The sequence below is a fragment of the Pseudoneobacillus rhizosphaerae genome (assembly GCF_917563885.1).
In the GTDB taxonomy this organism is placed as follows: domain Bacteria; phylum Bacillota; class Bacilli; order Bacillales; family Cytobacillaceae; genus Pseudoneobacillus; species Pseudoneobacillus rhizosphaerae.
This window is the reverse complement of the sequence record NZ_CAKJTG010000018.1, coordinates 1-21,393: the sequence shown is the minus strand read 5'-3', so window position 1 is coordinate 21,393 and position 21,393 is coordinate 1. Positions and strand designations below refer to the sequence as shown.

At 37.8% G+C, this 21,393-nt stretch carries 18 protein-coding genes; 17 read left to right on the top strand and 1 reads right to left on the bottom strand.

Annotation, left to right across the window (positions count from 1 at the left end; translation table 11 throughout):
- The first annotated feature begins 11 nt into the window (after nt 1–11).
- From LRP83_RS15170 to LRP83_RS15100, 15 genes are all read left to right on the top strand, one after another.
- A complete protein-coding gene (locus tag LRP83_RS15170; RefSeq protein ID WP_230497533.1) occupies nt 12–2,087 on the top strand; it encodes a sigma-54 interaction domain-containing protein in 2,076 nt (691 codons plus the stop codon).
- Nucleotides 2,088–2,220: 133 nt separating this feature from the next.
- Entirely contained in the window at nt 2,221–3,126 is a 906-nt protein-coding gene (gene yqiS / locus LRP83_RS15165; RefSeq protein WP_230497532.1) for a phosphate butyryltransferase, read from the top strand.
- A 27-nt stretch (nt 3,127–3,153) separates the two neighbouring features.
- A complete protein-coding gene (bcd, locus tag LRP83_RS15160; RefSeq protein ID WP_230497531.1) occupies nt 3,154–4,251 on the top strand; it encodes a Leu/Phe/Val dehydrogenase in 1,098 nt (365 codons plus the stop codon).
- Between the two features lie 136 nt (nt 4,252–4,387).
- The gene (gene buk, locus LRP83_RS15155; RefSeq protein ID WP_435531363.1) at nt 4,388–5,494 is read left to right on the top strand and encodes a butyrate kinase; all 1,107 of its coding nucleotides are present in this window, start codon (nt 4,388–4,390) and stop codon (nt 5,492–5,494) included.
- A gap of 15 nt (nt 5,495–5,509) precedes the next feature.
- On the top strand, nt 5,510–6,931 hold the full coding sequence (gene lpdA / locus LRP83_RS15150) for a dihydrolipoyl dehydrogenase (RefSeq protein WP_230497529.1): 1,422 nt from the start codon (nt 5,510–5,512) through the stop codon (nt 6,929–6,931).
- 118 nt (nt 6,932–7,049) lie between these two features.
- Nucleotides 7,050–8,042: a thiamine pyrophosphate-dependent dehydrogenase E1 component subunit alpha gene (locus LRP83_RS15145; protein ID WP_230497528.1), complete on the top strand. Its 993-nt coding sequence runs from the start codon at nt 7,050–7,052 to the stop codon at nt 8,040–8,042.
- 18 nt (nt 8,043–8,060) lie between these two features.
- Complete coding sequence (locus tag LRP83_RS15140; protein WP_230497527.1) at nt 8,061–9,044, top strand: alpha-ketoacid dehydrogenase subunit beta; 984 nt, start codon at nt 8,061–8,063, stop codon at nt 9,042–9,044.
- 27 nt (nt 9,045–9,071) lie between these two features.
- Nucleotides 9,072–10,379 carry a dihydrolipoamide acetyltransferase family protein gene (locus LRP83_RS15135; RefSeq protein ID WP_230497526.1) on the top strand — a complete coding sequence of 436 codons (1,308 nt, stop codon included), beginning with the start codon at nt 9,072–9,074 and terminating at the stop codon, nt 10,377–10,379.
- 237 nt (nt 10,380–10,616) lie between these two features.
- Complete coding sequence (locus tag LRP83_RS15130; protein ID WP_230497525.1) at nt 10,617–11,306, top strand: hypothetical protein; 690 nt, start codon at nt 10,617–10,619, stop codon at nt 11,304–11,306.
- 225 nt (nt 11,307–11,531) lie between these two features.
- Nucleotides 11,532–13,397, top strand: a complete 1,866-nt coding sequence (locus LRP83_RS15125) for a methylmalonyl-CoA mutase family protein (RefSeq protein WP_230497524.1) — start codon at nt 11,532–11,534, stop codon at nt 13,395–13,397.
- Nucleotides 13,394–15,586 carry a methylmalonyl-CoA mutase gene (scpA, locus tag LRP83_RS15120; protein WP_230497523.1) on the top strand — a complete coding sequence of 731 codons (2,193 nt, stop codon included), beginning with the start codon at nt 13,394–13,396 and terminating at the stop codon, nt 15,584–15,586. The genes LRP83_RS15125 and scpA overlap by 4 nt, the downstream gene beginning before the upstream one ends.
- Nucleotides 15,587–16,606: a methylmalonyl Co-A mutase-associated GTPase MeaB gene (meaB, locus tag LRP83_RS15115; RefSeq protein ID WP_230497522.1), complete on the top strand. Its 1,020-nt coding sequence runs from the start codon at nt 15,587–15,589 to the stop codon at nt 16,604–16,606.
- Between the two features lie 150 nt (nt 16,607–16,756).
- Nucleotides 16,757–17,194, top strand: a complete 438-nt coding sequence (locus tag LRP83_RS15110; RefSeq protein ID WP_230497521.1) for a BrxA/BrxB family bacilliredoxin — start codon at nt 16,757–16,759, stop codon at nt 17,192–17,194.
- 93 nt (nt 17,195–17,287) lie between these two features.
- Nucleotides 17,288–18,286 (top strand): aromatic acid exporter family protein, encoded by a 999-nt coding sequence (locus LRP83_RS15105; protein ID WP_230497520.1) that lies wholly within the window; start codon nt 17,288–17,290, stop codon nt 18,284–18,286.
- Nucleotides 18,287–18,310: 24 nt separating this feature from the next.
- On the top strand, nt 18,311–18,823 hold the full coding sequence (locus LRP83_RS15100; protein WP_230497519.1) for a L,D-transpeptidase: 513 nt from the start codon (nt 18,311–18,313) through the stop codon (nt 18,821–18,823).
- A gap of 46 nt (nt 18,824–18,869) precedes the next feature.
- Here the strand turns inward: LRP83_RS15100 and prli42 are convergent, their stop codons facing one another.
- Nucleotides 18,870–18,965, bottom strand: a complete 96-nt coding sequence (gene prli42, locus LRP83_RS15095; RefSeq protein ID WP_230497518.1) for a stressosome-associated protein Prli42 — start codon at nt 18,963–18,965, stop codon at nt 18,870–18,872.
- 163 nt (nt 18,966–19,128) lie between these two features.
- On the opposite strand from prli42, the gene mce reads away from it, so the two are divergent.
- Both mce and LRP83_RS15085 read left to right on the top strand, forming a co-directional pair.
- On the top strand, nt 19,129–19,548 hold the full coding sequence (gene mce, locus LRP83_RS15090; protein ID WP_230497517.1) for a methylmalonyl-CoA epimerase: 420 nt from the start codon (nt 19,129–19,131) through the stop codon (nt 19,546–19,548).
- Nucleotides 19,541–21,091: an acyl-CoA carboxylase subunit beta gene (locus LRP83_RS15085; protein ID WP_230497516.1), complete on the top strand. Its 1,551-nt coding sequence runs from the start codon at nt 19,541–19,543 to the stop codon at nt 21,089–21,091. The genes mce and LRP83_RS15085 overlap by 8 nt, the downstream gene beginning before the upstream one ends.
- The last annotated feature ends 302 nt before the right edge of the window (nt 21,092–21,393 follow it).

The following is a 21,393-nucleotide window of genomic DNA, read 5'->3' as shown; positions in this document are numbered from 1 at the left end:
GGAATGATTTTATGCAGAAAGTAATGATTGTTGGAGCGGGAAAAGGTGGAACATCCATTTTAAAGATTTTAAAGGAAACAGCGGTTTTAGATGTTAAACTGGTAGTCGACCATAATCCTAATGCACCAGGATTGAAATTTGCTAAACAAGAGGGAATCCAAACAGGGAGTGACTGGAGAACTCTATTATCAGATGAAATCGATATAATTATTGAAGTTACAGGTAAACACGAGGTATTTGAAGAACTAAGGGATGCAAGAAGTAAAAATACAGTTTTAATCCCAGGAAGTGTTGCTTTTCTTATTTCGAAATTAATGGAAGAAAAAGAGGAGCTAATCGAAAAATTAAGAAATGAAACCTACAAGCATGATCTAATTCTTAATTCAACTGATGATGGTATGATTGTAGTGAATGTAAAAGGAGAAATAATCTTCTTTAATAAAAGTGCAGAAAAAATTGTAGGTTATAAAAGTAAAAATGCGATTGGAAAACATATAACCGATATCATTCCAAATACAGAATTAATAAGAGTTATTGAGTCTAGACGAGTTGAGGTGAATCGAGAACTAGTCCTCATGAATGGGCTTAAAATTATCACTACTAGAATTCCGATGGTGGATGAAAGTGGCCGTTTATTTGGTGCTTTTGCTGTTTTTAAAGATATTACAGAAGTAATGAATTTAGCCGAAGAAGTAACTAATTTAAAAGAAATTCAGACGATGCTTCAGGCGATAATCCAATCAAGTGATGATGCTATATCAGTAGTGGATGATATAGGTCGAGGAATCTTAATTAACAGAGCTTATTCTAGAATCACTGGATTAAAGGAAAGTGAGGTCATAGGCAAACCTGCAACTGCCGATATTTCAGAGGGAGATAGTATGCATATGAAGGTTCTTCAAACTAGAAGAGCCGTCCGCGGGGTCGCTATGCGAGTTGGTCCGAATAAAAAAGAAGTTGTGGTAAACGTAGCACCTATCATTGTAGATGGAAAGCTTAAAGGGAGTGTAGGGGTAATTCATGATATGTCCGAAATACAGTCCTTAAATAGAGAATTAACTAGGGCTAGACAAATCATCAGGACTCTTGAAGCAAAATATTCATTTGAAGATATTATCGGGACTTCCGAAGAAATGACACTAGCTATTGAACAGGCTAGGTTAGGTGCAAAAACCCCTGCAACGGTTTTGTTGAGAGGAGAATCTGGTACAGGTAAAGAACTTTTTGCTCATGCCATACATAATGCAAGTGATCGCAAGTTTAATAAGTTTATTCGCGTAAATTGTGCAGCTATATCTGAGTCCCTTTTAGAAAGTGAGTTATTCGGATATGAAGATGGAGCTTTTTCAGGGGCAAAAAGAGGTGGAAAAAGAGGGTTTTTCGAGGAAGCCAATAATGGTAGCATTTTTCTAGATGAAATAGGTGAATTACCAGCTGGAACCCAAGCTAAGCTTCTTAGGGTTCTGCAAGAACAGGAAATCGTCCGTGTTGGTGGAACCAAACCGATTCCTATAAATGTTAGGGTCATTGCAGCTACTAATGTGAATTTAGAAAAAGGAATGGCCAATAAGTCTTTTAGGGAAGACTTATATTATCGCTTAAATCGAATGCCTATTCAGATTCCACCATTAAGAAAAAGGATTCAAGAAATTCCGCTACTATGTGTGCGTTTATTACAGAAAATTAATAGAGATTATGGTCGTAATGTAGAGGGCGTTACAGAAATTGCGCTTTCACAACTAATGGCATATGATTGGCCAGGGAATGTCCGTGAACTTGAAAATATATTAGGTAGAGCCATTATTTTTATGCATTATCATGAAACGATGGTGGATATTCATCACTTACCAGAATTAAAAAATAGTAAACCATTAGTAAAAAAAACAGATAAACAGGATATTCAAGTGTTTGAATTAAATCAATCACTTTCAGCGCTGCTAGAGAATTATGAATCAAAAATAATCTTGCAAACACTAACTCGTTTTAATGGTAATAAAACACTAACCGCAAAAGCACTAGGATTATCGTTAAGAAATTTATATTATAAACTTGAAAAGTATGGACTTGCAAATAATAGCATGCAATAATTTTCATAGTATGAAAAAGATTGCGTAATATATTTAGGGGAATAAAGCGTTTTCATAATGAAATTTTCTTGGCACGCTTCTTGCATATATTATTATGTGTGTTTGTTATGATTAGAAAGGGTTGGAAACGTTCATGAAATTAGACCTACTTATTGAGAAGGCAACCCAATTGAAAAACAAAACAGTTGCTGTTGCATCTGCAGAGGATGAAGAAGTCATTGAGGCTGTTTCAGAAGCAGTAAAACGAAATTTAGCTAATTTCCTTCTTTATGGCGACAAGGGGAAAATCCTTAATCTGATAAATGAAAATAATAGTCATTTATTACAAAATTCCTCTGTTCAAATCATTCATACAAATTCGTCTCAATTAGCAGCTGAAAATGCTGTTAAAGCGGTAAAGTTGAATGAAGCGGATGTTTTGATGAAGGGAAATATTTCAACCGCATCCATTCTAAAAGCAGTATTAAACAAAGAATACGGTTTAAGAACCGGAAATGTATTATCACATGTTGCCGTTTTTGAAGTTGATGGATTTGATCAATTTATTATTTTAACAGATGCGGCCATGAATATCGCTCCCGATTTGGAGCAAAAAGCTCAAATAACGAATAATGCAGTTATGATTGCAAGAAAAATTGGGGTGGAAATCCCAAAAGTAGCACCAATCGCGGCTGTTGAAGTAGTCAATCCAGTCATGCAGGCAACAATAGACGCTTCAGTGCTAACTGTAATGAATAAAAGGGGGCAAATTAATGACTGTGTGATAGACGGTCCACTTGCCTTGGATAACGCAATTTCAAGTTTTGCGGCTGAACATAAAGGAATTGTAAGTGAGGTCGCAGGACAAGCTGATATTCTTTTAGTTCCAACAATTGAAGTTGGAAATGCAATATACAAATCGCTTGTTTATTTTGCGAAAGCAAAGGTTGGTGCTGTAATTGCAGGAGCAAAAGCACCAATAGTATTAACGTCAAGAGCAGATACTGCCGAAAGTAAATTATATTCACTTGCATTAGCACTTTGCTCTGCTTCAAAATAGATTTTTAAAATTGGGGAGGAATATAAAATGGAAATTTTTAAGTACTTAGAAAAATATGATTATGAGCAAGTGGTATTTTGTCAGGATAAAACATCAGGTTTAAAAGCCATTATTGCTATTCATGATACAACACTGGGACCTGCGTTAGGTGGAACACGTATGTGGACTTATGAGTCTGAGGAAGCAGCAATTGAAGATGCACTTCGACTTGCAAAAGGAATGACATACAAAAATGCTGCAGCTGGTTTAAATCTTGGCGGAGGTAAAACGGTTATCATCGGTGACCCTCGTAAAGATAAAAATGAAGAGATGTTCCGTGCATTTGGCCGTTATATCCAAGGACTAAATGGCCGTTATATTACAGCTGAAGATGTTGGCACAACTGTAGCTGACATGGACCTAATCCACGAAGAAACAGACTTTGTTACTGGAATTTCGCCTGCATTTGGTTCTTCAGGTAATCCATCACCTGTAACCGCTTATGGAGTATACGTTGGAATGAAGGCAGCAGCGAAGGAAGCGTTTGGGTCCGATTCATTAGAAGGCAAAGTGATTGCTATTCAAGGTGTTGGAAATGTAGCCTATACACTTTGTAAATATTTGCATGAAGAAGGAGCTCAACTAATCGTTACTGATATTAATAAAGAAGCTGTAGCGCGGGCTGTTGAAGACTTCGGTGCAAAAGCTGTTGACCCTAATGATATATATAGTGTTGAATGTGATATTTATGCGCCGTGTGCATTAGGAGCTACGATAAATGACGACACAATCCCACAATTAAAAGCAAAAGTTATTGCAGGTTCAGCTAACAATCAGCTAAAAGATACTCGTCACGGAGATATTATCCATGAAATGGGAATCGTTTATGCGCCGGACTACGTCATCAATGCAGGTGGAGTTATCAATGTAGCTGATGAATTATATGGATACAATCATGAACGTGCAATGAAAAAAGTAGAGCTAATTTACAACAGCATTGAGAAAATCATCGAAATCGCTAAGCGCGATGGAATTCCTACTTATGTAGCAGCTGATCGTATGGCAGAAGAGCGTATCGAAAGAATGCGTAATTCTCGTAGTCAATTCTTACGAAATGGTCACAACACTTTAAGTCGTCGTAAATAACAAAGTATTATAAAATTATTAAGGGACTAGTCAGGCAAGACATTCTTCCTTGACTAGCCCCTAAACCTATTTACTAAAGAAAAAATTTCTCGTCAAAAGAAGAGCAGTATCTTCTTTAAAAATGGAGGAATCTACGTTGTTAGATAAAGAATATCGAATACTCGTTATCAACCCTGGTTCAACATCTACGAAAATTGGCGTTTTCGATAATGAAATGTCTATACTTGAAAAAACAATCAGGCATGATTCAGAAATAATTAATTCATTTGATAATATCATTGATCAATATGAGTTTCGTAAAAATACCATACTAGAAACTCTTGATAATGAAGGTATTAATGTTTCAAAGCTTAGTGCTGTTTGTGGTCGTGGTGGACTTTTGCGTCCAATTGAAGGTGGTACTTATGTGGTAAATGACTTAATGCTTCAAGATTTAAGAGCCGGCTATTCTGGTCAGCATGCCTCTAATCTTGGTGGGATTATTTCATATGAAATTGCAACTGGTTTGAATATACCATCATTCATCGTTGACCCAGTTGTGGTCGATGAATTAGATGATATTGCCCGTATTTCTGGTGTTGCATTGATTGAGCGAAAAAGTATCTTTCATGCATTAAACCAAAAAGCCGTTGCAAGACGTATTGCTAAAGAACTTGGAAAAAAATATGAAGATTTAAATTTAATCGTAACACATATGGGTGGCGGAATTACAGTTGGGGTACATAAGAAAGGCCGTGTCATCGACGTTAACAATGGTCTGCATGGAGATGGCCCTTTTAGTCCTGAACGTGCGGGAACAGTTCCTGTTGGCGATTTAGTTTCATTATGTTTCTCTGGGGATTACTACCGCGAAGAAATTATGAAAAAATTAGTTGGTCAAGGCGGATTAGTTGGTTATCTTGGTACAAACGATGCTGTTAAGGTTGAACAGATGATTAGTAAAGGTGACGAAAAAGCAAAGCTTGTCTATTCCGCTATGGCCTATCAAGTCGCAAAGGAAATAGGAGCTGCAAGTGCAGTGCTTACAGGGAAAGTGGATGCGATAATCCTAACCGGGGGTCTAGCCTATGGGAAGGATTTCGTGAAAGATATTAGCGAGAGAATTAATTGGATAGCGGATGTAATTGTCCATCCAGGTGAAAATGAACTTCAAGCTCTAGCTGAAGGTGCTCTTCGTGTGTTAAGAGGGGAAGAACATGAAAAGATTTACCCTGGAAAAATGAAAAAAACAACTTCAGTTTAAGGTGGGGGTTATTCGATGGCACAAGAATACGATTTAGTTATCCTAGGCGGCGGTACTGGCGGCTACGTTGCTGCTATTAAAGCTGCACAGCTTGGCTTAAAAACAGCAGTGGTGGAAAAAGGCAAGCTAGGTGGAACATGCCTTCATAACGGGTGTATCCCAAGTAAAGCATTATTAAGAAGTGCTGAGGTTTATGCACAAACTAAACATAGTGAAGATTTTGGTGTAATGACTAGCGATGTATCGGTAAACTTTGCTAAAGTTCAAAAACGAAAAGAAAAAATCGTTGATCAATTACATAAAGGTGTACAAGGGTTAATGAAAAAAGGAAAAATAGATGTGTACGAAGGTCTTGGGAGAATATTAGGTCCTTCCATCTTTTCACCAATGCCTGGAACTATTTCAGTTGAAATGAATGATGGTAGCGAAAATGAAATGCTAATTCCCAAAAATGTAATTGTTTCTACTGGTTCACGTCCTCGTACGCTTCCTGGCCTTGAAGTTGATGGACAATACGTAGTAACCTCAGATGAGGCACTAGCAATGGAAGAACTTCCAAATTCGATGATTATTGTGGGTGGAGGAGTCATCGGTATTGAGTGGGCTTCTATGTTATCTGACTTTGGCGTCGAAGTCACAGTGATTGAATATGCAAATCGTATCATTCCTACTGAAGATGTAGAAATTTCAAAAGAAATGCAAAGATTAATGAAGAAAAAAGGTGTCAAAGTTGTCACAGGAGCTAAGGTTTTGCCAGAAACTTTAATTAAAGACAATGGTGTCATTATTTCTGCTGAAATTAAAGGTGAAAATAAAGAGTTTAAAGCAGAGAAGTTATTAGTCTCTGTTGGACGACAAGCTAACGTAGAAGGAATTGGACTAGATAACACCGAAATACAGATTGATAGAGGATTTATTCTTACTAATGAGTTCTTCCAAACAAAGGAATCACATATTTATGCAATTGGTGATGTAATTGGTGGACTTCAGCTAGCACATGTTGCCTCACATGAGGGAATCGTAGCAGTCGAGCATATTGCTGGACATACACCTAATCCAATTGACTATAATTTGATTTCAAGATGTATTTATAGTACACCTGAAGTGGCAAGTGTCGGTATTACTGAAGAACAAGCAAAAGAAAAAGGACACAAAGTAAAAGTGGGTAAATTTTCTTTCAGAGCTATAGGAAAGGCACTTGTGTTTGGAGAAAGTGATGGGTTTGTAAAAATCATTGCTGATGAGGAAACGGATGATTTACTAGGTGTTCATATGATTGGACCACATGTTACAGATATGATTTCTGAAGCAGGGCTGGCAATGGTACTTAATGCAACACCGTGGGAAATCGCACATACGATCCATCCACATCCAACATTGTCAGAGGCAATTGGGGAAGCGGCTTTGGCGGTTGATGGAAAAGCAATCCACGGATAACGAATTGCGGTTGGGATGCTGCAGAGGTTGGATAATTCTAGAAATTAAAACTTAAATAACCATATGGGGATATGGAGAAATAGTTTTGCTATCAAGTTAAACATAGGAGGTAGAGAAAATGACGGAAAATCGTCATCAAGCATTAGGCTTATCTGATGAAAAAGTATTAGAAATGTTTGAAACAATGCTATTAGCACGTCGTATTGACGAGCGTATGTGGTTATTAAACCGAGCAGGAAAAATTCCTTTTGTAATTTCATGTCAAGGGCAAGAGGCTGCACAAGTTGGAGCAGCTTTTGCTCTTGATCGTGAAAAGGACTATGTCCTTCCATACTATCGTGATATGGGAGTAGTTTTGACATTTGGAATGACTGCAAGAGATATAATGCTTTCCGGCTTTGCGAAAGCTGAAGATCCAAACTCTGGTGGACGTCAAATGCCAGGTCACTTTGGTCAAAAGAAAAACCGTATTGTTACGGGCTCATCTCCTGTAACAACTCAAGTTCCACATGCAGTTGGAATTGCACTTGCTGGGAAATTGGAAGAAAAGGATCTAGTTACATTTGTAACGTTTGGTGAGGGATCTTCTAACCAAGGAGATTTCCATGAAGGGGCAAACTTTGCAGGTGTCCATAAACTTCCAGTTATTTTCATGTGTGAGAACAATAAATATGCTATTTCTGTTCCAATTGAAAAACAACTTGGTTGTGAAAATGTTTCTGATCGTGCAATTGGTTATGGTATGCCTGGATTTACAGTAGATGGAAACGATCCGCTAGAAGTGTATAAGGTAGTAAAAGATGCAGCGGAACGTGGACGTCGTGGCGAAGGGCCAACTCTTGTTGAAACCATCTCATACCGATTAACACCACATTCCTCTGACGACGATGACAGAGCATATCGTGAACAGGGAGAAGTGGCAGAAGCTAAAGCTAAGGATCCGATTATTACTTTTGCAGCCTATCTAAAGGGTGTTGGAGTTCTTTCTGAAGAGCTTGAAAAAGAAATGAATGATCGTATCATGAAATTGGTTAATGAGGCAACAGATTACGCTGAAAATGCAGCATATGCAGCTCCAGAACATGCCATGAAATATGTGTATGCGGAATAGTAGGGGGGAACAAAGAAGATGGCGGTAATTTCATATATCGATGCGGTAACTATGGCAATTCGCGAAGAAATGGAAAGAGATCCGAGAGTATTTGTTCTCGGGGAAGATGTTGGTAGAAAAGGTGGCGTTTTCAAAGCTACCAATGGTTTATATGATCAATTCGGAGAATATCGTGTTTTAGATACTCCATTAGCAGAGTCAGCTATTGCTGGTGTTGGAATTGGTGCGGCAATGTACGGAATGCGTCCAATTGCAGAAATGCAATTTGCTGACTTCATTATGCCAGCTGTCAATCAAATTGTGTCAGAAGCAGCGAAAATTCGCTATCGTTCCAATAATGATTGGAGCTGTCCAATGGTTATCCGTGCTCCTTATGGCGGAGGAGTGCATGGTGCCCTTTACCACTCTCAATCTGTTGAATCTATGTTTGCGAGTACACCAGGACTAAAAATAGTAATGCCTTCAACTCCTTATGACGTAAAAGGTTTATTAAAAGCGGCCATTCGTGATGAAGACCCTGTATTATTTTTCGAACATAAAAGAGCTTATCGCTTAATAAAAGGTGAAGTTCCTGAAACAGATTATGTATTACCAATTGGTAAAGCAGACGTAAAACGTGAAGGTGAAGACATCACGGTTATTACATACGGTTTATGTGTTCATTTTGCTTTACAGGCAGCTGAAAGACTTGCTAAAGACGGTATTTCTGTTCATATTCTTGATTTACGTACCGTGTATCCGTTAGATAAAGAAGCCATTATTGAGGCAGCATCAAAAACTGGTAAAGTCCTATTAGTAACAGAGGACAATAAAGAAGGAAGCATCATGAGTGAGGTTTCAGCCATCATTGCTGAAAATTGCTTATTTGAGTTAGATGCACCAATTAAACGTCTTGCTGGTCCTGATGTTCCTGCGATGCCATATGCTCCAACTATGGAAAAATACTTTATGATTAATCCGGATAAAGTTGAAAAAGCGATGCGTGAATTAGCAGAATTCTAATTTGTCTTAAGAATGGAGGTTTACCCTTTGGCTGTTGAACAAATCAAGATGCCCCAATTAGGGGAGAGTGTTACCGAAGGAACAATTAGCAAATGGCTCGTTGCCGTCGGTGATAAAGTAAATAAATACGACCCTCTTGCAGAGGTCATGACAGATAAAGTAAATGCAGAAATCCCCTCTTCCTTTTCTGGAGTTATTAAGGAACTAGTCGCGAACGATGGTGATACGTTAGCGGTTGGAGAAATCATCTGTACGATTGAGGTTGAAGGTGGGGCAGACGAAACACCTGCAGCATCTTCTGGCGTCGTTAACAATGCTCCTGTAACGTCAAGTGCACAAGTAGTTGAAGAAGATGCACCGAATAAGGCTAGATACTCTCCAGCAGTTCTTAAACTATCTCAAGAGCATGGGATCGATTTATCTCAAGTAAAAGGTTCAGGTGCTGGTGGACGTATTACTCGTAAAGATTTATTAAGCATTATTGAATCTGGCAATATACCAAAGGCAGGAGCTGTTACTCCTACTACGCAACCTGTTGTGGAAGCCCCTGTAGCAAGACAGGAAGCCATTGCTCCTGTTACACCACCTACACAAAAAACGGCTGCAACGGCTCCAAACATTCCTACTTTACCTGGAGATATCGAAATTCCGGTAACAGGAGTGCGTAAAGCGATTGCAACCAATATGCTACGCAGTAAGCACGAAGCGCCACATGCTTGGACGATGATGGAAGTAGACGTTACGAATCTTGTTGAATACCGTAATTCCATCAAGGATCATTTCAAGAAAACAGAAGGATACAATTTAACATTCTTCGCTTTCTTCGTTAAAGCAGTTGCTCAAGCATTAAAAGAGTATCCACAAATCAATTCTATGTGGGCTGGCGACAAAATCATCCAGAAGAAAGACATTAATATTAACATTGCTGTAGCAACAGATGATGCTTTGTTTGTACCAGTTATTAAACATGCTGACGAAAAAACAATTAAAGGAATTGCACGTGAAATTACAGAATTAGCTGGGAAGGTCCGTAATGGACAATTAAAGTCAGATGAGATGCAAGGTGGAACGTTCACTGTTAACAACACTGGCTCATTTGGTTCTGTACAGTCTATGGGTATCATTAACTACCCTCAAGCTGCTATTTTACAGGTAGAATCCATTGTTAAGCGACCTGTTGTCATGAACAATGGAATGATTGCAGTTCGTGATATTGTTAACCTGTGTATGTCACTTGATCATCGTGTTTTAGATGGTTTAGTATGTGGTCGTTTCTTACAACGTGTGAAAGAGATTTTGGAGAATACTTCCAAAGATACAACATCGATTTATTAATTAAAGGGAGTGACCACTTATATGGTGGTTGCTCTTTTTATTTTTGACCGAAAACGGTAATTGATTGAATAGCCTCTAATAGTTACCATTTCCTTAACACTATAACAGGAAATATTTATTTATTATTAAATTGGATATAATAACTTGGTATATAAATTGCTAATAAAATTTCTTAAAAAACTTTTCCAAAGAACCACTGGATAATAATACACCAAGGAATAATCGGGAGGCTTTAGAATGAGAAGGATAAATCCAGGCTCCGTCATTTCTTATATTAGATATGGAAACATAAAAATACCAAAGAGTATTCAATGTGAGTGCCCAGGATGTAGAAAACTAAATGAATTTTTACTTAATGCAAATTATCAAAACCGTAAAAATAACTTAGTAACGGAGTGTAGCTGTCCTACATGTAAAAATTCTGCAGTTTTTATTATTATGACTAAAGATATTGCTGAAGATCAAGATGAGCATGCTGATACCTATATTTATGACCTTCAGGCTTCAAAGCATCCTATAAATCAAATAGAGAATTTACCTAATATACCTAAAGATCTCATCAGAGCCTATAGATCGGCGATTAATGTACATCAGTCTAGAGAAAATTCAGCTACTGCCGTCATGTCAAAACGAGTGATCGAAAGCATCCTAAAACATTTTCTAGGAGAAAAAAGTAAAGGTCAACCTTTATCAAAGCAGCTTGAAGTTCTCCCAAATCATCTCGATTTAGCAAAGCCGATTCAATCCCTTAGCCATTTATTAGGGCCAGAAAGTCCCTTATCCAGAATGCTTGAATTAGATATGGAAATGGATTACGAAACAACCTCGTTATTAATGGACTTACTAGAAAACTTAATCGAGTATTTATTTGTTCTGCCTGGAAAAATTGATGTCACCTATGACAAAATTGCAAGGAAATTTAATTAACCAAGCCCGCTAAATTAAATATATCTGTAAATCATAAAGAGGCTGCTCAAAAAAATTGTCTATTAATAGCCATTGTGGCAGCCTTTCATATAGGAACACAAAAGGTATTAATTATGTTTCTTTATTTCCTTCTTAACCTGTTTATACTAAAATAGTATTAAAGATAATTTAGAATTTTATTATAATTTCTGATGTTAGGGGGGAAGCTGTTTATCACAGCACATTATGTCAATAGAAACTATGAAGAATGCTAGTTTTCCACTATCAACTAATCAAAACTGGATAGAGAAAGTGGAAGATTCCTTAAAGGGTAAAAAGTTTGAAACATTAATGAAAAATACATATGAAAATATTGTTTTGAAACCGCTTTATTCTGAGACTGATATAACTGCTGAAATCGGGTATCCAGGAGTTGCAGATTACCGGAGAGGAATTCATTCACTTGGTTATCATTCAAATCCTTGGAAAGTAGCTCAAAAAGTTTCTTATCAAACAATGGGAGACTTAAAAGGAAATTTATTAAATGCTTTAAAAAGAGGTCAAACAGCCCTTTCCTTTAAATTAAAAAAAGAGCTTTTCGAGGAAGCTGATCAGTTTGAGAAATTGTTGTTTGAAATTATGGGGAAAGCATCATTTGCAATTGAAGCAGATGGTTTACAAAAGTCATTTTTGTCTCTACTCCAAAATGGAAATGAAAGCAGTGTCGTAACAGGTTATGTAGCAGAGGATCCAATGGCTGCCTTAGTGAAAAGTGGAACACTGCCCTTTGCCATTGATAACTATTTTAATTCATGGGTAAAGACAATTAAGGATTCCCATCAATTTCTTCCCAATTTGAAAACAGTCCTAATAGATACTACACCTTACCATAACGGTGGTGCGAATGCAGTCCAAGAGCTTGCAGTTGCTTTGGCGACTGGTGTCTTCTATTTAGAAGAATTAAAGGTTCGTGGCCTTGCTCCAGAAGAATTATTTAAGAAAATAATTTTTAAATTTCAAATTGGATCTAATTTCTTTATGGAGTTAGCTAAACTAAGAGCGGCTAGAGTTCTTTGGGATAAAATCGGTGAAGCATATGGCGTTCCTGCTGAAAAAAGAGGAATGGAAATAATTGCTGAAACCTCTAACTTTACTAAAACCTTGACTGATCCGCATGTAAACATACTGCGTTCTGGTAACGAGGCATTTGCTGCTATTCTTGGGGGAGTACAGTATTTACAGGTACATGCTTTTAATGAATTAGAGGGTATTACTCCTTTAGCTGAACGTCTAGCTCGTAATACACAGCTTATTTTAAAACAAGAAACATTTTTACAAGATATTGTTGACCCAGCAGGTGGTTCGTGGTATATCGAATCCTTAACCAATGAGTTAGTCAATAATTCTTGGGAGTATTTCTTGACTATAGATGAAAAAGGTGGACTTATGCAAGTCCTAGAGGCAAACTGGCTACAATCCGAGATTGCTACTTTACTTAATAAGCGTCACCAGGACACCTTTACGCGTAAACAAAGTATTGTTGGGACAAATGTATATGCTAACCTGAATGAGTCACTTCAAAGCCTTTTTAAAAATGAAGATAAATTCCTTTACGGTGAAGAGCAACAATCATTTCACTCAATTCAACCGATTGTTATGCAAAGATTGTCAGAGCCATTCGAAAACTTAAGACAATCTGCCCGTCAATTAGATAACAATCAAGTAGGTTTAGTATGTTTAGGGGAGTTAAAAGAATATAAAGCTCGTGCGGATTTCATGATTGGTTTTCTTTCAGCAGGTGGTTTATTAGGAGTTAAAAGTCAGGGTCTAAAAGCTTTATTAGATGCACATGCCTTTATAGTTGAATCTAATCTAAAGCACTACGTTCTATGTAGCTCTAACGAAAATTACAATAATTTTGGTTTAGAATTACTTAAACAGCTAAAGAAAGAACTTCCAAAAGTTCATTTCTATCTTGCTGGTTTACCTGAAAAAGAAACGCAAGTCCAATGGCTTGAAGCCGGTATCCGTGATTTTGTCCATTTGAAAACAAACTGTTATGCAATTAATTCTTCCATTATAGATGAAATTAAAGGGGGTGGAACACCGTGAATAATAAACCAGATTTTCGAAAAATAAATCTTAATCAACCCTCTAAATTCTCTCAAGAGGATTGGAAGAAAAAAGCCGAAGCGGAACTAAATCAAGAGATAGATAACCTGTTGTTTGAGACAAACGAGCAAATCAAATTGAAATCACTCTATACAGAGGAAGATTTAAAGGATTGTGAGCAATTGGGTGGAAGGCCAGGGATTGCTCCCTTCACACGTGGTCCTTATCCAACTATGTATGTAAACCGACCTTGGACCGTTAGACAATATGCGGGATTCTCAACTGCTGAAGAAAGTAACGCATTTTATCGTCGGAATCTAGCGATGGGACAGAAAGGGTTATCCGTTGCGTTTGACTTAGCAACACATCGTGGTTATGACTCCGACCATCCACGGGTGGTAGGGGATGTGGGAAAAGCCGGTGTGGCTATTGATTCCATCGAGGATATGAAGATTTTATTTGATGGTATCCCATTGGACCAAATGTCTGTTTCGATGACGATGAATGGGGCAGTCCTTCCGATTCTAGCATTTTTTATCGTGACAGCCGAAGAACAAGGTGTAAGTAAGGAGAAATTATCTGGTACGATTCAAAATGATATTTTAAAAGAATACATGGTGCGTAATACCTATATCTATCCACCTGAAATGTCGATGAAAATCATTGCTGATATTTTTGAATATACAGCCAAAAATATGCCGAAGTTTAATAGTATTAGTATCTCCGGTTATCATATGCAAGAAGCGGGGGCACCAGCAGATATTGAGCTCGCTTATACCTTAGCGGATGGGCTAGAATATGTCAGAACGGGACTAAAAGCTGGAATTGATATTGATTCCTTCGCTCCGAGATTGTCATTTTTCTGGGCGATTGGCATGAACTATTTTATGGAAGTTGCAAAAATGCGTGCTGCACGGTTTATTTGGGCGAAAATGATAGAAACCTTTAATCCTCAAAATCCTAAGTCACTTGCGTTAAGAACGCATTCGCAAACATCAGGATGGAGCTTAACCGAACAGGATCCATATAATAATGTCATACGAACTTTAATAGAAGCACACGCGGCGGCAATGGGGCATACGCAATCACTGCATACAAACGCACTGGATGAGGCGATTGCTTTGCCAACGGATTTCTCAGCTAGAATAGCTCGTAATACCCAATTGTTTTTACAGGAAGAAACAGGAATTACCAATGTAATCGATCCTTGGGGTGGCTCTTATTATGTAGAAGCCTTGACAAAGCAGTTGATTGACCGTGCTTGGGAGCATATTGAGGAAATCGAGAACTTAGGTGGAATGGCAAAAGCGATTGAAACTGGCCTTCCCAAAATGCGAATTGAAGAAGCAGCTGCTAGAAGACAAGCGCAAATTGATTCCGGTAAGGAAGTAATTATTGGGGTTAACCGTCATCGACTAGAAGAAGAAGAGCAGCTTGAGATATTAAATATTGATAACACCGCTGTTCGTACGATGCAGCTTGAAAAATTAAAAAAGCTAAAGGATTCCCGTGATGAAAAACAAGTTAGTGAAGCTTTAGCAGCCTTGACTGAAGCAGCACAGACTGGCGAAGGAAATTTGTTAGACCTTTCTGTTCAAGCAGCTCGCGTGAGAGCCACATTAGGTGAAATATCCGATGCGATTGAAAAGGTAGCAGGTAGACATAAGGCTATCATTCGTTCAATAAGCGGTGTGTATAGTAGTGCCTTCTCCAATGATGAAGAAATTAAAGCTGTTAAGGATATGACGGAGGAATTTTTGGAGAATGAGGGAAGAAGACCAAGAATCTTAATCGCCAAAATGGGTCAGGACGGTCATGATCGTGGAGCGAAGGTGATTTCAACGGCTTTCGCCGATTTAGGCTTTGACGTCGATATCGGACCGTTATTCCAAACACCTGAGGAGACTGCTCGTCAAGCAGTTGAAAATGATGTTCATGTCGTTGGGATGAGCTCACTTGCAGCTGGCCATCGAACATTACTCCCTCAGCTAATGGAAGAGCTAAAGAAGTTAGGTAGAGAAGATATTTTAGTCGTTGCAGGTGGAGTTATTCCATTTCAAGATTATCAATTCCTATACGAAAATGGAGCAGCTGCCATTTTTGGTCCAGGGACCGTTATTCCTGTGGCCGCTCAGAAAGTAATTCGTGCCATTTATCAACAATTAGGGTATGAGGAAGTGTCACTATAAATGAGTGAACATATTAGTGGGAAAAGTCGTTTTCAAAAACGAGGTGGCGCGGCATTCTCTATACCTGATTTATATAATGGGATAGTGCAGAGAGACAGAAGTAGCCTTGCTCGAGCTATTACTCTAATCGAGAGTAATGCGGAGCAACACTTTTCTCTTGCACAGGAGCTTTTACAAAAAGTTCTTCCTAAAAGTGGTAAATCACTACGAATTGGGATCACAGGTGTACCTGGTGCAGGGAAAAGTACGTTTATTGAGGCTTTTGGCATGCATTTATGCAATTTGGGATTTAGGGTTGCAGTATTAGCGGTAGACCCTAGCTCAAGCATTAGTGGTGGCAGCATTTTAGGTGATAAAACTAGAATGGAGCAGCTTTCTCGACATCCTAATGCCTTTATAAGACCTTCCCCTTCTGAAGGAAAACTCGGTGGTGTACATCGTAAAACACGCGAAACGATGTTACTATGTGAAGCATCTGGCTTTGATGTGATTTTAGTAGAAACGGTCGGAGTTGGCCAAAGTGAAGCTATCATACGTGATATGGTTGATTTCTTTTTACTTTTGGTTCTTACCGGCGCAGGTGACGAGCTCCAAGGAATGAAAAAGGGAATCATGGAATTGGTTGATGCTATTGTTGTCAACAAGGCCGATGGTGACAATAAGCCGCTCGCTTTAAAAACAAAAAAAGAATATAATCAAATACTTCATTTCTTACATCCAGCAACAAGTGGATGGAGAACGAAGGCATATACATGCTCTTCACTGTATCTTGAAGGGATTTCCGAAATATGGAATGTGATACTAGAATTTGAGAAGAATACGAAAGCTTCTCGAATGTTTAATGAACGCAGAAAAATACAAAATAAAAAATGGCTTTATTCAATGATTAGTGATCAGCTACATTATAGATTTTTTCAACAGTCAGAGGTGAAATCTGTTTTACCTAGACTTGAAAGAGCTGTCATGGATGGAGAAAAATCAGTTTCTGCAGCGGTATTTGAATTATTTAATGAGAGTTAAGCTTATCCCGTTATAGGATAGTAGGTTTTAAATGTATGTCCATTTTTTTACTTGGAATCCACTTTTAATTGTTGAGTAGGTAATTTCATTGAAATTTTTATTAGTAAATTGGTATGATGTATATGTTAGTAACAGAAAGGAGTTTTTTACATGAATATGGATTTTAATTTATTTATGAATGATGTCGTGCGTCAAGCACGTCAAGAAATAACAGCTGCTGGTTATGAAGAATTAAAAACACCTGAAGAGGTTGAAGAAGTTTTAACTAAGACTGGCACTATTCTAGTGATGGTGAACTCTGTTTGTGGTTGTGCTGGTGGAATTGCTAGACCTGCGGCAGCTCATTCCCTTCATTATGATAAGCGCCCAGAACAAATAGTAACGGTGTTTGCTGGTCAAGATAAAGAAGCTACAGAAAAAGCACGAAGCTTTTTCACTGGATATCCACCATCCTCACCTTCTTTTGCTCTTCTTAAAGATGGAAAGCTAGTGACTATGATTGAAAGACATGAAATTGAAGGACATGACCCAATGTCTGTTGTGACAAAATTACAAAATGCTTTTGAACAATATTGCGAAGAAGTTTAATGAACATGACCCTGGACATCACTCTAGGGTTTTTTTGTTATGATGTAAGAGAATAATATAATGGAGAAATGTATTTTTGAGGAGATGCGTGGAATGAAATATCGAATCGGCTATCGAACGTTAAAAACCGCGCTAGGCACTACATTGGCAATCATCATCGCGCATCAGCTTGGATTAGAGAATTATGTATCTGCTGGGATAATAACAATTTTATGTATTAAAGTTACGAAGCTTAAAACGGTACGTACCTCATGGGATCGATTTATGGCATGTATATTAGCGATGCCATTTTCGTATCTCTTTTTTGAAGGAATTACATACCATCCGACTATTATTGGCCTAATGCTATTATTTTTTATCCCTTTACTAGTGATGCTTCATTTAAAGGATGGTGTTGTCACAAGTACGGTCATAATTTTACATATCTATTCTGCTGGAGAAATTACTTGGGCAATGTTACTGCAAGAATTTGGAATCATTGTTGTAGGGGTTGGTATTGCTTTGTTAATGAATTTATACATGCCTAGTGTAGATAAAAAGTTAGAGCAATACCAACAAGGAATCGAAGATAATTTAAGAATAATTTTTAAAGAAATGGTCCATTATTTAAAAACGGCGGATAGTGATTGGGATGGAAAAGAAATAACGGAAACAGCTAAGTTATTAGAGGAAGCCAAGTTAATATCTTATCGAGAGGTTGAAAATAATTTACTATTACGAAATGAAAACCTCTACTTCCATTATTTCAAAATGAGAGAAAAACAATTAGAGATTATTGAACGTATTCTACCAATGATTACATCTATCCCTGTAACTTTAAAGCAAGGACGCATGACAGCTGATTTTTTTGACGAACTATCTGAACGAATTCATCCAGGCAATACCGCACGATTTTTTTTAGAAAAATTAAGAGGTTTACGAGTGGAATTTGAAGAGATGCCATTACCTAAAACACGTGAGGAATTTGAAATACGAGCCGCTTTATTTCAAATTGTTAAAGAGATTGAACAATATTTAATTATCAAGAGCTCCTTTAAAGGGATGAAAAAGGAAAAAGAAACGAATCAAAAAATGGAAATTGAGACAAACTAATGAAAATGATTTTAGGGTGATGTTATGTTAAAAGCATTTTCAGCCTTAGTCTTTACCTTTTTTATTTCTCCCATCTGGCCATTAGGTCCTAATCCGCTTCCAGGAGACCCGTTTGTGATTGTTAATAAAACAACGAATGAAATGGCATTTGTAAACGAGAATCGGATTCAAACGGTTGTAAATGTTGCAACTGGTAAAACGGAGGAACTTACACCAGAAGGTATTTTTACTATAACGGTTAAAGCTCCAAATCCATATTATCGAAAAAAAGATATTCCAGGTGGTTCACCTGAAAATCCACTGGGGACTAGGTGGATTGGATTTGATGCAGAGGAAACCGATGGCAGGATTTACGGACTTCATGGAACCAATCAGCCAGAATCGATTGGAAAGAATGTTTCAAATGGTTGTATCCGCCTGCAAAATGAAGCGATTGAATCCTTGTATGACCTTATTCCATTAGGGACAAAAATAGTTGTGGTCAAGTCGAACAAAAGCTTTGAAGAAATTGCCAGAGAACATCATGCACTAAATTAAAAAAGGGACTGCACCATTTATGTGGAGCAGTCCCTTTTGCTATTATTTATAAAAAAGATGAAATTCCAATTAGAATGGTAGAAGCAAGCATGGCAATCAGCATTGAGTAAACAACTATCTTTTGCACTTTTCTATTTGACATAAGAGAGCCCTCCTTTTAAGCAACAGCAAATTTATCTCTATTTCTATTTTACATAGAAATGCTCTTTACAACAACTACTTAAATTAGGAAGGATTTATGACACTTTTGTCGAATAATATATTGTCGAATTAATGTAAAAAATGCAAAAATGGAGAGGGTACTATTGGTTAAAAAGATAGACCATATTGGGATTGCGGTTCATTCGATTGAGAAGGCGCTTCCCTTTTATACGGAAAATTTAAATCTAACTCTATTAGGGATCGAAGAGGTGGAAAGTGAAAAAGTGAAAATTGCCTTTTTGAAAATTGGAGAGTCAAAGATAGAGCTACTAGAGCCTCTGACAAAGGAAAGTCCAATCGCAAATTTCCTAGAAAAACGGGGTGAAGGCATACATCACCTCGCTCTAGCGGTTGATTCCATTCAGGACCGAATTAATGAAATAAAAGAAAAAGGTATTCGGATGATTAATGATACTCCTAAAACAGGTGCAGGTGGCGCAATGGTGGCATTTATGCATCCTAAATCAACTGGAGGAGTTTTGTTCGAATACTGTGAAAAGAAAGGAATGGACAAACATGACTGACATCTATGAAAAAATAAATGACTTATATGATCGAAAACGTGAGATAGAATTGGGTGGCGGGGACGAGCGTATCCAAAAGCAACATGAGAAAGGGAAACTGACGGCTCGAGAAAGAATTGAGTTATTAGTTGATAAAGGTTCCTTTGTGGAATTGAATCCATTTCTAGAACACCGATGTGTGGATTTTGGTTTAGATTCTCAAAAATCACCTGGTGATGGTGTTGTTACTGGTTACGGAAAAGTGAATGGCCGTCCGATTTATTTATTTTCACAAGATTTCACTGTTTTTGGTGGAGCTTTAGGAGAAATGCACGCAAAGAAAATAGCCAATGTTATGGACCTCGCTGCGAAAAATGGGGCTCCATTTGTTGGCCTTAATGATTCAGGTGGCGCAAGAATTCAAGAGGGTGTCGTTTCCTTAGATGGATATGGCCATATTTTTTATCGAAATGCGATTTATTCAGGGGTAATTCCACAAATTTCGGTGATTATGGGACCATGTGCAGGAGGGGCTGTATATTCTCCAGCAATAACAGATTTCGTTTTTATGGTGGAAAAAACTAGTCAAATGTTCATTACTGGTCCTAAGGTTATTGAAACGGTAACAGGTGAAAAAATTTCAGCAGAAGATTTAGGTGGAGCATTAGTTCATAGTTCAATTAGTGGAAATGTTCACTTTCATAGTCAAACTGAAGAAGACATTCTTAAGCAAGTTCGGAATCTATTAAGCTATTTACCACAAAATAATGAGGAAAAGCCTCCTCGGTTAGAAGTTGACGGTGAAGATGATTACCGTCCTGATTTAACAGATGTTGTCCCATTTGATTCTGTGCGTCCATATGATGTGCAAAGAGTGATTGAACAGGTAGTTGACACCGATTCCTTCATGGAGGTTCATAAAGATTTTGCAAAGAACATCGTAGTAGGATTAGCTAGAATCAAAGGTGAATCGGTAGGACTCGTGTGTAATCAACCAAGATTCATGGCTGGGGGTCTGGATATTGATTCCTCTGATAAAGCATCAAGATTCATCCGTTTCTGCGACTCTTTCAATATCCCGATTATTACGTTCGAGGATGTAACTGGCTTTTTCCCTGGAGTTAAGCAAGAACACGGTGGAATCATACGTCACGGAGCCAAAATCCTGTATGCTTATTCAGAGGCAACTGTTCCAAAATTAACAGTGATACTACGTAAAGCTTATGGTGGTGCTTATGTAGCATTAAATAGTAAATCTATTGGCGCAGACCTTGTCTTTGCATGGCCAAATGCGGAAATCGCTGTAATGGGACCACAAGGTGCAGCAAATATTATATTTGCTCGTGAGATTGAGAACAGTGATAACCCCGAAGCAGTGCGACAACAGAAAATTGAAGAATACCGTGAGAAATTTGCTAATCCTTATGTAGCAGCAAGCAGGGGAATGGTCGATGACGTCATCGATCCAAGAGATACTAGAATCAAAATCATTCAAGCACTCGAAATGCTACGTAATAAAAAGGAAACTAGACCTGCTAAAAAGCATGGGAATATTCCTTTATAAAAAAGAGCACCGTCCATTATATTAAACCGTTCCGTTTTGAGGTGCAAATCCTGTAAATGACAATGAAAAAGGCGTGCAATCTGACAACAGATTTGACACGCCTTTTTCATTTATTTTGGTGTCTTTGATATCGATAAATTTAAATAAAGAGCGAACCCTCAATAAGCGGAGAAATTTCCCTTAATTATTAAATAGACCTAAAAATAGCGTAAATAGACGGAAGGATTCCGACTATTTACTCAAAAAACGTCAAAATAGGTCATTTTCCTTTACTTAACCGGAAAACCTCCGCTTATTTACCC